Source organism: Vibrio sp. T20, from assembly GCF_007858795.1.
Taxonomy (GTDB): domain Bacteria; phylum Pseudomonadota; class Gammaproteobacteria; order Enterobacterales; family Vibrionaceae; genus Vibrio; species Vibrio satsumensis.
In genome coordinates this window covers 173,037-185,517 of sequence record NZ_VFEB01000087.1, presented here as the reverse complement: position 1 = coordinate 185,517, position 12,481 = coordinate 173,037, and the positions used below count along the sequence as shown (strand labels likewise).

Below are 12,481 nucleotides of genomic sequence, written 5' to 3'. Positions count from 1 at the left end.
CCTTATTCGAATCAGCTGTCCGAGTCTGGCCTAATACACTCTTGTGGTGTCTTATTTAACTGACGTGTGTTTGCTGTATCTTTCGTATTTTCTATTTCTTTTGTATTGGTTGTCTCTTTTATATTTTTTGAATCAAACTGAGTGCTCTTTACTTTTTTAGCGTTGAGATAGATACGCAAAGCTTTTTGATTGTCTTCATAGGTTAAGCCAGGACAGATTACGCCTCTTTCAATCAATGACTTGAGTAACAGTTCATCATTCTCAAAGGTGGAAGCCTGTGACAGTGAGGAAAAAGATAAAACCATTAAAGCCATTGTTTTATGTGACATTTTTATATCAAGCCATCAGTTTTGATTATGCAACAAAATATATTTATAAAATTAACTAATCAAACTAATAATCATTACAAATAATTATCCGTTCCGGTTTCAACATTAAGAGTTAATATCAAATAAGGATTGTTATTTATATTATTGTTAGTTATTTAGTAAGGTTGGGTGCATTAATAGCTGATAGTATTAATATTTAATATCAGTATTGGGTAAATGGTTATTATACTTCAGAGCGCTTTATGTAAGGCGTGGGGTTATAATTAATCAAATGAATGTTTTATTGTCGGTGTTAAAAAAATTCATGTAATAATTGAGTGTTTAGTAAATATCCAGTCTCAAATTATTTTCACTCGAAATATCAATAATTAGGGTGCTGAGAATGGTTTTCAGTGTTTCAAGGGCGTGAAATTTAACAATAGCAGAGTTGGTCGGGTTGTCACCGCCTGCTTGCTTAAAGCGAGTGAAACGGCTGAGAGAAGAGGGCGTGATAGTTGGTGATGTATCTATCATCACCCCAGAACTGACTGGCAGTAAGATGACTTTGGTTGTATCCGTGGAAATGGAGCGTGACCGAGGGGATATTTACCAAATCTTTCGCCATTCTATTTCAAAGGCAGAAGAGGTCACGCAGTGCTATCAGATATCAGGCAGCTTTGACTTCATGTTGATTGTGACGGTCAGAGACATTCAAGCCTACGAAGACTTTGTGGAGCGAGTACTGCGCAAAGATCTGAATATTCGTAAATTCCATACATCTGTCTCAATGAGAACCGTGAAGTTTACCACTGCAGTAAACTTAGATGAGTCGTGACTGTTAGCTTGAGAAGATATGTGAAGTTATTAGCTTTGTGAGGTACTTAGCTATTGTTTGTATAAATAGCAGGCATTTACACAAAATGTGACGTTCACATTTTGTCATAACTTTAATAATTGTATATATTCCTCGCCTAAAATAATAATTAACCTAAGTTAATATAATGACTGTCAGCTCATCTTCTCAATCTCGTGAAACGCTTCTAAGCGAAAACGAACAACTTGTCTCTACCACTGACTTAAAAGGCGTGATTACGTACAGTAATGATGCTTTTTGTCGCATAGCGGAATACAGCCAACAAGAATTGCTAGGGCAACACCACAATATCGTAAGACATAACGATATGCCGAAAGCCGCTTTTGCAGATATGTGGGTCAACCTAAAACAAGGTAAAGCGTGGCGTGGCATCGTAAAAAACAAAACCAAATCCGGTGGGTTTTATTGGGTCGATGCTTACGTTACCCCAATCTACGAGGGCGGCAAGGTGAGTGGTTATCAGTCTGTTCGTGTTAAACCGAAGAATGAGTGGGTGCAGATTGCAGATAAGGCCTACCAAGGCTTATTGAAAGCTGAGAAATCTGGCCGCCAATGGTCATTACAGATCAGTGACAGTGTTCGTTACGCAGTTTTGTTAGGCTCTTTGGCCGCACCTCTGGTTTCAAACCTAGTCGAAGTAGGGCAAGTGTCGCAATGGCTTCTGAGCTTGCTTCCAGTTTCAGCATTAGCACTGCTTTTCCGACAAGAGCTCATTGATACTCCACTGCAGTTAAAAAAGCTGCAATCGAAATTCGATAGTGTTAGTCGCCTTGTCTATTCAGGTAATAGTCAGTTCTCTGTTGCCGATTTTCACTTAAAACTGTTGTCTGCACGTATTCGTACTGTACTGGGTCGTATGACAGATTCAGCTAAGCCATTACAAGATTTGGCAGATAATTTAAATGCCACGTCATATGAAGTATCAGAAGCCTTAGATCAGCAAACAAAAGACATTCTTCAAGTACGAGAGGCGACTGAAGAGGTTGAAGTAACCGCCAATGAGGTCTCTTCTCGCACAGAAGAAGCACACCAGATTGTTGATGTGACTTTGCGAACCTGCGCTGGCGCTAAAGAAAGCATTAATCAAACTCATCAAAACTTAGAGAGCCTAGCTTCTCAGGCTGAAAAGGCGACTCAAACGACTTACCAACTGAGCGACCAAGCACAGAGCGTGAGTAAGATAATGGAAGAGATTGGTGGAATCGCCGAGCAAACCAACTTGTTGGCACTGAACGCTGCGATTGAAGCGGCTAGAGCGGGCGAGCAAGGACGAGGCTTTGCTGTCGTTGCAGACGAAGTGCGCGCGTTGTCGGGTCGAACCTCAAAGGCTACGGTTCAGATCAAAGAGAGTATTGATACCATGCTGGCAACAATTGAAGGCTGGCAAAAAGATATTCTGGCGAACCGTGAGCAAACGGACGCATGTGGTGATGTTGCGAAGGTGAGTGCAGAGCGCTTGTCTGAAGTCGAAAACCTAATGCAATCCATGAACGAATTGATGCAGTCTGTTGAAAACTCAGCTCACAAGCAACGTACTCTTTCGAGTGAAGTTAACCTTCACATGCAATCTATCGCATCGACCGCAGAACAAAACTTGGTTGCCACACATTCTGTTAAAGATCATTCAACAGAGCTAAAAGAGCAAGTGAATGAGTTCTACCAACTGGCGAAGCGCTTCGAAGAAAAATAGAATCGCTACCACAGATAATCTGAATCAGACTTAACAGAAAGCCTTGTATAATATGCAGGGCTTTTTCATAGGTGAAAAGTGGCGGTTAGAAAAGCTTTGAAACAAAAATAAAACATCGTTCAATTGTGATTAAGTTACACTTCCCATATTCCAATTAAAAGACAGAGCATCAGCATGCGCCCCCTTATTGTCACCACCATTTGCTTAAGTTTTATTAGTGCTCATTGTATAGCCTCAAAAGGATCGAATTACCTTTATACGGGGTATCAGAATACGAGGGTGAGTGACGATGGCTTTCAAGATTACTTTGATGGTGCCTACAATAACTCAGGAAGTAAGCAACTTTATGGTGGCTATTTCGGTGGAAACTATGCATTAAACGATGCTTTCTTCTTAGGTTTTGATTCGTCCGCGACGACACGCTCTTCAACGACATTGTCTGACCTATCTATTCACTTGGGTCTGTACCATTCTGTCAGCCAACAAGTTGAATTGTATGCCTCTGGTGGTGTGAATTGGGTAAGACCGGAAAGACGCTCTTCGTGCCGTAATGACACCATTTGGGATCCGTGTGATCGAGAGACCATTAAAAATTACGATGAGGGTTTTATTGGTGAGGCGGGGGCGGTCGTATCACTCAATGATCGTTGGTCACTGCAACCTTTTTATCGCTATTCAGATACCCATCAACATGGTCTAAATAACTTCGGGATTGTGAGTTCGGTTGATATTCTTTCTTGGCTCGCTGTCGACGCTGGATATGACCATACTTATAGCAAAAACCTAAAGCAGAATACGATTCGAGTGGGTGCGCGGTTTACGTTTTAACGGCTAAAAGCGCAAAGATACAAAAAAGCCCCGCATTTTCATGCGGGGCTTTTAGTATGCTTCAACCTATTTAAAGGCGAGACAGTGTCTTCAAGATTAAGCTAGAAGCTCTTTCGCTGTGTTTACTACGTTTTCAGTAGTGAAACCAAACATCTTGAATAGCTCACCTGCTGGTGCAGATTCGCCGAACGTTGTCATACCGATGATCTTGCCACCGAAACCAACGTACTTGTACCAGAAGTCAGCGATGCCAGCTTCTACTGCGATACGAGCAGTAACGTCAGATGGAAGTACAGACTCACGGTATTCAGCGTCTTGCTTATCAAACGCGTCGGTTGCAGGCATAGAAACTACGCGTACTTTCTTACCTTCAGCTGTTAATTCAGCAGCAGCGTTAACCGCTAGTTCAACTTCAGAACCTGTTGCGATAAGGATAAGCTCTGGCTTGCCTTCACAATCTTTCAGGATGTAACCACCCTTAGCGATGTTAGCAACTTGCTCAGCGTCACGATCTTGTTGTGCAAGGTTTTGACGAGAGAAGATAAGTGCAGAAGGACCATCTTTACGCTCGATTGCCAGTTTCCAAGCCACTGCAGATTCAACTTGGTCACATGGGCGCCATGTGCTCATGTTTGGAGTTAGACGTAGAGAAGCGATCTGCTCAACCGGTTGGTGAGTAGGACCATCTTCGCCAAGACCGATAGAGTCATGCGTGTAAACTTGGATGTTCTGAGTTTTCATCAGAGCTGCCATACGCATAGCGTTACGAGCGTATTCCATGAACATTAGGAACGTTGCGCCGTATGGTACGAAACCACCGTGCAGGGCGATACCGTTCATGATAGCTGTCATACCGAATTCACGTACACCGTAGTGGATGTAGTTACCTGAGAAGTCGTTTGCTTCAAGAGACTTAGAACCAGACCACATGGTTAGGTTAGAAGGCGCAAGGTCAGCAGAGCCGCCCATGAATTCAGGTAGCATAGCACCGAACGCTTCTAGTGCATTTTGAGATGCTTTACGTGATGCGATGTTTGCTGGGTTAGCTTGAAGATCAGCGATGATTGCCGATGCTTTCTCTTCCCATTCTGCAGGAAGATCACCGTTTACGCGGCGTTTGAATTCAGCTGCCAGCTCAGGGTATGCTGCTTCATAAGCTGCAAGTTTCTCGTTCCACGCTGCTTCCTTAGCTGCGCCTGCTTCTTTCGCATCCCATTCTGAGTAAACTTCCGACGGAATTTCAAAAGGACCGTGCTCCCAACCTAATTCTTTACGTGTTGCTGCAATTTCTTCAGCGCCTAGTGGTGCACCGTGACAGTCGTGCGTACCTGCTTTGTTTGGAGAACCAAAGCCAATTACTGTTTTAGTACAGATTAGAGTAGGGCGAGGATCTGCTTTAGCCGCTTCAATTGCTGCGTTGATAGCGTCAGAGTCGTGACCATCTACTGCTGGGATTACGTGCCAGCCGTAAGCTTCGAAACGCTTAGGTGTATCGTCAGAGAACCAACCTTCAACTTCACCATCGATGGAGATACCGTTGTCATCCCAGAAAGCAACCAGCTTACCAAGACCAAGCGTACCTGCTAGAGAGCATGCTTCGTGAGAGATACCTTCCATCAGACAGCCGTCACCCATGAATGCATAAGTGTAGTGGTCTACGATGTCGTGGCCTTCTTTGTTGAATTGTGCCGCAAGCGCTTTCTCTGCCATCGCCATACCAACAGCGTTAGTGATGCCTTGACCTAGAGGACCAGTAGTCGTCTCGATGCCTGGTGCATAACCGTACTCTGGGTGACCCGGAGTCTTAGAGTGAAGTTGACGGAAGTTCTTAAGATCTTCAATTGAAAGCTCGTAACCTGCTAGGTGAAGCAGAGAGTAAATCAGCATAGAGCCGTGGCCGTTAGACAGGATAAAACGGTCGCGGTCAGCCCACTCTGGGTTTGCTGGGTTGTGGTTTAGGTGAGAGCGCCAAAGTACTTCAGCGATGTCCGCCATACCCATAGGTGCGCCAGGGTGACCAGAGTTTGCTTGTTGTACGCCGTCCATGCTTAGAGCACGAATAGCGTTAGCTAGATGTTTGCGGTTCATAGAAACTTCCGAATAAAAATTAAGATAAACAAATTGATAAAAGTAGGGGAACTGAACGTTCCCCTATTTGAATTTGGTAAGAGTGATTACAGCTTAGCCGCAATCATTTCTTCTAGTTTGCCTTGGTCAACTGCGAAGTTGCGGATGCCTTCAGCTAGTTTCTCAACAGCCATTGCGTCTTGGTTGTGATCCCATAGGAACTCAGCGTGAGTCATCGCTGCTGGACGCTCTTTAGTACCGTTAGAGTCGATTAGCTTCTCTACTACTTCACCTTCTGCTGCTTCTAGGTCTGCTAGAAGTTGAGGTGCGATAGTTAGACGGTCACAACCAGCAAGTTCAAGGATCTCGCCGATGTTACGGAAGCTTGCGCCCATAACAACAGTTTTGTAACCGTGGTCTTTGTAGTAGTTGTAGATATCTGAAACAGAGATTACACCTGGATCTTCTGAAGCTTCGAAATCACGACCTTCTTTCGCCTTGTACCAGTCCATGATGCGACCTACGAAAGGAGAGATTAGGAATACTCCAGCTTCAGCACAAGCACGAGCTTGAGCGAAAGAGAATAGAAGTGTTAGGTTACAGTTGATGCCTTCTTTCTCTAGGATTTCAGCAGCGCGGATACCTTCCCAAGTTGAAGCCAGTTTGATAAGGATGCGGTCGTTCGTGATGCCAGCGTCGTTGTACATTTTGATAAGCTGACGAGCTTTAGCAACGCTGCCTTCCATGTCGTAAGAAAGACGAGCATCAACTTCAGTCGAGATACGGCCTGGAACTACTTTAAGGATTTCTTTACCGATGTTTACGTTAAGCATGTCACAAGTGTCTTGAACTTGCTGTGCTTTGTCATCGCTTTGCGCTTTAGCGTATTCGATAGAAGCATCGATTAGAGGAGCGTACTCAGCAATTTGAGCGGCTTTAAGAATTAGAGATGGGTTAGTTGTTGCATCTTCAGGAGTGTACTTGCTGATAGCTTCAATATCGCCAGTGTCAGCTACAACAGTTGTTAGTTTACGAAGTTGCTCTAATTTATTGCTCATTTTGATCATCCTATGTATCGCATAACACCCCTTTAATGGGAGAGGTGCGGGCATTTGCAAGCTAACTAATGAAGTTCTCAATGGTTGTACCAGTGAGCCAAACTTACATTAATTTAAATTTTTCTCCGAACGAACATTTGCACAGAACATTTGATCGCTCGATGAGTAAATGATGTAGCCATATTTATCCGATCTAGCACCAAAGTCAACGGTAAATAGTCCTGTATGGTGACTTCAGTCAAATATATTTCGCTCTAGTAATCATGGGGTATGCAGGCAAACGTTTAACGGGCATGGGAAGGTGAATTAATCAACAATAAAACCAAGGCTATCACCGTGAACAAATGTTCCTTGTCGTTACATATGTTCGCAGTGTAAACTTGTGTATCACTTGCTGATGCATCGAACATTTGTTCTCAAAGCAGGTAAAATAATTGTTAAATATAGGTTGCGTGGTATATGAGTAAGAATATCCAAGATGTTTCCGAAGAAAACACTGATCTCCTCACTGAAGTGGCGGTTGCTTATTATCAGGATGGCGCGACACAAGAAGAGATCTCTAAAAAGTACTCTATCTCTCGTGCAAAGGTTGGTCGAATGCTCAAGCAAGCCCGAGATGAGGGCATTGTTGAGATCACCGTGAAATACCACCCAGTATTCAGTGCCAAGATAGAACAACGCTTAATTGAGCGCTTTGGTGTGAAACGCGCACTTGTGGCACTAGATCAACCGAATGAAGAGAAGCAGCGCCTCCAAGTTGCAGGCTTAGTGTCTAACTATTTAACCAGTACCTTGAAAAATGGCATGGTGGTGACAGTAGGCCAAGGCCGAAACGTATCGTCTGTTGCTCACCATACTGGTGTAATTACCCCTCGTGATTGTAAGTTCGTGTGTGGCATCGGCGGTATTCACCCAAGAGGCGGTATGTTTAATGCCGACCACATATGTAGGCAGCTAGCCAAAAAGTACGGTGGGTCTTCTGAAACCTTATACGCGCCCGCTTATGCAGAAAACAAAGCACAAAAAACGGCATTCATGGAAAACAGCACCGTTAAGCAAACACTCGATCTAGCCCGAAAGGCCGACGTTGCATTAGTCGGTATCGGTGACATGAGCGAAAACAGTTACATGGTTGACCTAGGTTGGTTTACCGCAGGCGAAGTGGTTCAATCTCGTTTATTACAGGGCGTTGTTGGTGACTTTGCTGGCTATGACTTTTTTGACGTTCACGGTAAAGCGGCAAACACCGTTATGAGTGATCGAGTGATCGGTTTGGGGTTAGAAGAGTTTCGCCCAATCGCAGAGGTGATTGCGATAGCTGCCGAGAACAGTAAACCCCTCGCATTATTAGGTGCGTTAAGAACTGGCGTGGTTGATGTGATTGCAACCAGCGTAAGTAATGCTTTGACTGTTCTTAACTTGGATGAGCAAATGAAGCACGCTGAGTTAGACGAAAATCGTTAAGGTACAAGTGTTATTGATAAGCGAAAGGGAGCCCGTTTAGGCTCCCTTTTTGATTCATCGTGTTATTCGTGAGCTTGGTGAGATCAACTGACAGCTATGCCGTTGGTTCTGGTAGCTCTATTGTCTCAACCTGAGTTGGTGCTAGATACTCGCACAGCTCTTCGTATGGGATAGGGCGTGAGAAGTAGTAGCCTTGCATCAAATCACAGCCACAAGCCTTCAATATTGCAAAGTGCTCGCTAGACTCGACGCCTTCTGCCAATACCACCATGCCGAAGTTTTTACCGATTGCGATAATGTTTTGCACCATAGTCAGTGACTGCTGGTCTATAGTTATGTTCTCAATGAAACTCTTATCAATCTTAAGTTCGTCGATAGGGAGTGCTTTCAACATGCTCAACGATGAATAGCCGGTACCGAAGTCATCCAGAGAGATCTTAATATCGTTTTCTTTGAGTGCTTCAAACAGTGGTTTCACTATAGCTACATCTTCAATGAACAAACTCTCCGTTATCTCTAGCGTTAAACAGCTTGGAGAGAACTGATACTTTTCAAGCGTAGCGAATAAGTGGTCAGAGAACGACTTATGGGAAAACTGACGAACAGATATATTGATCGACAGCCCGATCTTTTGTTCGGTTGTTCGGTGCAAGTGGGTGATCTGCATAATGCTGGACTCAATAATAAAAGTACCCAGTTTTTGCATTAAGCCTGTGTTCTCTGCTATCGGTATAAAGACATCCGGCGGAACAAAACCCAATTCGTCATCAATCCAGCGAACGAGTGCTTCTACACCGTGAATACTCTCATTTGCACGAACCAGTGGTTGGAAAACCATGAACAGTGTTTGTTTCTCGATAGCGATACGTAGCCTTTGTTCTACTTTCATTCTGTAGAGGTGGGCATCTTGCATTTGCGTAGTGAAAATACTGTACGAGTTTTGCTGTTGCTTCGCTTTGTACATGGAAATGTCGGCAGAGCGTAACAGGCTATCTAAATCTTGTCCGTGTTCAGGGAACCGCGCGACGCCAATGCTGCAACCCAACAAAAACTGAGCGCTTTCGACTTCATAAGGTTGGGAAAGCACTTCAATAATTCGCTTGGCGAGCCGTTTAATTTCAGCTTCATTCGATAAAGGTGTTAAGAATAAAAACTCATCACTGGATTCGCGTACCAGCAGGCTGACTCGAGAGCGGAATCTCATCAAACGCAAGGCGATCTGTTTAAGTACTTTGTCACCAAAGTCGTGCCCGTGGGTATCATTGACGCATTTAAAGTTATCGATATCGATAAACAATAGAGAGAATTGCTTAGACTCATCTTCAATCCATTGACCAATGTTTTTGCGCATGTATAAACGATTGGGTAGGGAGGTTAATGGGTCATGATTCGCTTGGTAAATGAGTTGGCTTCGAGTACGTTGCTCGTTTTTGGCAATCGACTTTACTAAAAAGTAGAAACCAAACTGAAGAAAAACAAAAGCAACAAAAAGAATTCCGAACTCTTTGATGAATAGGCCATCGACGTGCGATAGGTCTGTGCGGCCGACAACCCAAAGCTTGTAGTCTGGAATGTATTTCGCGCTAACGAGTGAGTGATATGTGTCGTCATCAATACTGAAAGAGTAGGTGCCTTTGCCCGTTTTTGCCTCTTTGACGCTGATGTTCACTTGTTCTGAAAAGCTTTTGCTAATGCGTTTCATCAGGTCGTTAGGAACAGGGTTCAAATAGGCCTCAAGTGATTCGATATCGCTAGAAAAGAACTGACGATAGTTGTCTGTTCTGAGCAGGGTTAACGTGTTGTAGCTACCTGCGTGTGCATTGCTTTCAAATACGATCGTACTGTCTAAACGCAACCCCGCAGTCATAACTGCGTCGATGTTCTTGCCATCGATTGAAATCGACTTTCTTAAAGGGATCACTAAGCTGTTAAGTGATTCTTGGAAATAAGTTCGCCCCAAGACCATTTTTTCACTAGACATAGCTTCAAGAAATGAGTCTCTAGTATGCGGGTAATTCAGCAAGTTATATTGATCAGACAGTTGCAGGTTCGAACTGATTGCAAGATAGTCGCCTTGAGGATTAAGTAATCCAAATGCAGCAATTGCTGGGTGAGTATCAAGTAGCTTATCTAATATTGGTCGAATCTGAATGGAAGCTGTACGGGTAAAGTCAGACTGTTGAGCCAATTGGTGCCCAACCACTTCAAGCAATGCTTCTTGACTGGTTAACAGAGAGCTTACCGAACTGGAAAAGAGCTCGACCTGGATAAGTTGTTGCTCAATGAAGTCTGCTCTGTTTGCTTGCCATTTGGTTACGCCCAACACGGCGAAAAGTATCACGGTAAGCAGCACGATCAGAGCGTACAGCGACCAGATATTTTTCTTAAATAGAGCCATGAGATGCCTTTTGTTGGTTACTACTATTAACAGAGAGCAAGTGACAAACTATTGGGTCGTCAGCGTGATTCATGCAACGAAGGATACAAATATCCACAATGAAAGTATTAATGATTAAATAGTGTAACGACTATGAGCAGAGATTCTTGAGTGAAATATTAGTATTCATAATTTTGATAACGATTAGTTTATGATTAATCACAAATTATGGTTAGCAAGTTGATGTGGATTACCAATCAAACAGCGTTAATCGAGTCTTGGCCTCAAGCGCACATAGTGTTAACTGCGGCACAAAGGCTTACTTCATGAGATGTGAGGTCATCATTATCAGTAAGCTCTTTATGCATGCGCAGTATATTCTAACAGTGGCAGTAAGCGAAGTTGAATTACTTTTTAGTCACGGCGATAGGCAGTTTGTCGTTAGCACCCCATTCCGTCCATGAACCATCGTAAACGCCCATTTCACCTGAATAACCAGCCAGTCTAGCGGCTAATAAAATGATGCAAGCTGTCACACCTGAACCACAGCTAAAGAACATTGGTTGAGAAGGGAGGAGATCTAAGGTTGAAAATATCTCAACTAATTCATCTTGAGTTCTTAATTTGCCATCATTTAATACTTGAGCGAACGGTAAGCAAACTGAGTTTGGGATGTGACCACTGCGCAGGCCTTCGCGTGGCTCCGGAACTTCTGAGTCAAAACGAGCTTGAGAACGAGCGTCTACAATGCTTGCGCTCTTGTCAGTTGAGTAACTTTCGATCTGCTGAGCACTAACAAAATAGTTTTCTTGAATATTGCCTTCGAAATTGCCTGTTTGCACTTCGGTTCGATAGTCAGTCTCTGTTGCATAGCCTGCGTCTATCCATGCTGGCAAGCCACCGTCTAAAATGTGTACGTTGTTGTGTCCCATTGCCATAAACATCCACCACGCACGGGGTGAAGCGAAGGTTCCGGAGTTATCGTAAACCACAATCGTACTGTCTTGATTGATGCCAATTTCTTGTGCACGTGTGTTGAAATGTTTTTCGGTCGGGAACATGTGAGGAAGTAGAGTGTGCTTGTTACAAAAATCTTTGTCGTAATCAAAACGAATCGCACCAGGAATCATTTGTCCTTTGATCTTTTCTGACTCGCTTGGAATTTGAAACTCGATACTGGCGTCGAGGAGGATGATATTGTCTTCTGCTAGCAAACGTTGTTGAAGTTGTTCTGGTGAGATGAGTGGCTGATTCATTATTGTTATATCCATTCTTGTTGTTTTAGCAAATACAGTGTTAGAGCGATTACTGTTGCTTTTGCGAATACAGTTGCTTTTACGAATACCGTTGTTATATCGATAGCTACTGTGCGGCTCGACAGTGGATGAACTGATAACTGCTTTGTCCGGTTATTTGATTGATTAATGTATCAAGTGCGACCACAGAATCAATAGGGCAGTCTGTGGTAGGAGCAATAGAGACCCGAAATACGTCATTATCTTTTGTCTGAACCGTAAGGTAACGCCTGTGCCCATCTAAGGATTGAGTAAGCGTGTTCGAAATCACCTTGGCTTGAATGCGTTGCCCTGTCTCAGATGTTAGCGGGAAATAGGTGAGGGCCAATAACACACCCACACCGCATATCAATATAAATAGACCTATTTTAAACTGTTTCATGAGAGTAAGTCTTTGAAGGTTATATTGAAAATATAAGTGAGATTGGCGGTAAAGTGAATGCTGCTGGCTAAGAAAGCTGAACTAACCGCTATTCGATGAAAATAAAAAAGTGAGCATTTCTGCTCACTTTCTACTTAC

The 12,481-nt window shown here is 43.5% G+C and carries 9 protein-coding genes and 1 pseudogene; 4 read left to right on the top strand and 6 right to left on the bottom strand.

Features of this window, described 5'->3' with window-relative positions:
- Positions 1–11: 11 nt before the first annotated feature.
- The gene (locus FTW16_RS09220) at positions 12–329 is read right to left on the bottom strand and encodes a hypothetical protein (RefSeq protein ID WP_146490796.1); all 318 of its coding nucleotides are present in this window, start codon (positions 327–329) and stop codon (positions 12–14) included.
- A gap of 409 nt (positions 330–738) precedes the next feature.
- Here FTW16_RS09220 and FTW16_RS09215 point away from each other — a divergent pair.
- From FTW16_RS09215 to FTW16_RS09205, 3 genes and pseudogenes are all read left to right on the top strand, one after another.
- Positions 739–1,143 (top strand): annotated as a pseudogene (locus FTW16_RS09215) (Lrp/AsnC family transcriptional regulator); the annotation flags it as partial.
- A gap of 166 nt (positions 1,144–1,309) precedes the next feature.
- The gene (locus FTW16_RS09210) at positions 1,310–2,872 is read left to right on the top strand and encodes a methyl-accepting chemotaxis protein (protein WP_146490795.1); all 1,563 of its coding nucleotides are present in this window, start codon (positions 1,310–1,312) and stop codon (positions 2,870–2,872) included.
- 279 nt (positions 2,873–3,151) lie between these two features.
- Positions 3,152–3,700, top strand: coding sequence for a hypothetical protein (locus FTW16_RS09205; RefSeq protein WP_261383428.1), 549 nt, complete (start codon positions 3,152–3,154; stop codon positions 3,698–3,700).
- 96 nt (positions 3,701–3,796) lie between these two features.
- On the opposite strand, the gene tkt is transcribed toward FTW16_RS09205, so the two are convergent.
- Both tkt and tal read right to left on the bottom strand, forming a co-directional pair.
- On the bottom strand, positions 3,797–5,788 hold the full coding sequence (gene tkt, locus FTW16_RS09200; protein ID WP_050644259.1) for a transketolase: 1,992 nt from the start codon (positions 5,786–5,788) through the stop codon (positions 3,797–3,799).
- An 86-nt stretch (positions 5,789–5,874) separates the two neighbouring features.
- On the bottom strand, positions 5,875–6,825 hold the full coding sequence (tal, locus tag FTW16_RS09195) for a transaldolase (RefSeq protein WP_146490793.1): 951 nt from the start codon (positions 6,823–6,825) through the stop codon (positions 5,875–5,877).
- Between the two features lie 459 nt (positions 6,826–7,284).
- Between tal and FTW16_RS09190 the strand changes: the two genes are divergently transcribed.
- Positions 7,285–8,289, top strand: a complete 1,005-nt coding sequence (locus FTW16_RS09190; protein ID WP_132969104.1) for a sugar-binding transcriptional regulator — start codon at positions 7,285–7,287, stop codon at positions 8,287–8,289.
- A 94-nt stretch (positions 8,290–8,383) separates the two neighbouring features.
- Here FTW16_RS09190 and FTW16_RS09185 read toward each other — a convergent pair whose 3' ends face one another.
- The 3 genes from FTW16_RS09185 to FTW16_RS09175 form a co-directional block, all read right to left on the bottom strand.
- On the bottom strand, positions 8,384–10,687 hold the full coding sequence (locus tag FTW16_RS09185) for a putative bifunctional diguanylate cyclase/phosphodiesterase (protein ID WP_146490792.1): 2,304 nt from the start codon (positions 10,685–10,687) through the stop codon (positions 8,384–8,386).
- 386 nt (positions 10,688–11,073) lie between these two features.
- Positions 11,074–11,922 (bottom strand): sulfurtransferase, encoded by an 849-nt coding sequence (locus FTW16_RS09180; protein WP_146490791.1) that lies wholly within the window; start codon positions 11,920–11,922, stop codon positions 11,074–11,076.
- Between the two features lie 106 nt (positions 11,923–12,028).
- The gene (locus FTW16_RS09175) at positions 12,029–12,343 is read right to left on the bottom strand and encodes a hypothetical protein (protein ID WP_146490790.1); all 315 of its coding nucleotides are present in this window, start codon (positions 12,341–12,343) and stop codon (positions 12,029–12,031) included.
- Between the last annotated feature and the right edge of the window lie 138 nt (positions 12,344–12,481).

Coding starts and splice junctions, on each gene's coding strand:
- FTW16_RS09220 (WP_146490796.1), bottom strand. CDS start 329: ATGTCACATAAAACAATGGCTTTAATGGTTTTATCTTTTTCCTCACTG.
- FTW16_RS09210 (WP_146490795.1), top strand. CDS start 1,310: ATGACTGTCAGCTCATCTTCTCAATCTCGTGAAACGCTTCTAAGCGAA.
- tkt (WP_050644259.1), bottom strand. CDS start 5,788: ATGAACCGCAAACATCTAGCTAACGCTATTCGTGCTCTAAGCATGGAC.
- tal (WP_146490793.1), bottom strand. CDS start 6,825: ATGAGCAATAAATTAGAGCAACTTCGTAAACTAACAACTGTTGTAGCT.
- FTW16_RS09190 (WP_132969104.1), top strand. CDS start 7,285: ATGAGTAAGAATATCCAAGATGTTTCCGAAGAAAACACTGATCTCCTC.
- FTW16_RS09185 (WP_146490792.1), bottom strand. CDS start 10,687: ATGGCTCTATTTAAGAAAAATATCTGGTCGCTGTACGCTCTGATCGTG.
- FTW16_RS09180 (WP_146490791.1), bottom strand. CDS start 11,922: ATGAATCAGCCACTCATCTCACCAGAACAACTTCAACAACGTTTGCTA.
- FTW16_RS09175 (WP_146490790.1), bottom strand. CDS start 12,343: ATGAAACAGTTTAAAATAGGTCTATTTATATTGATATGCGGTGTGGGT.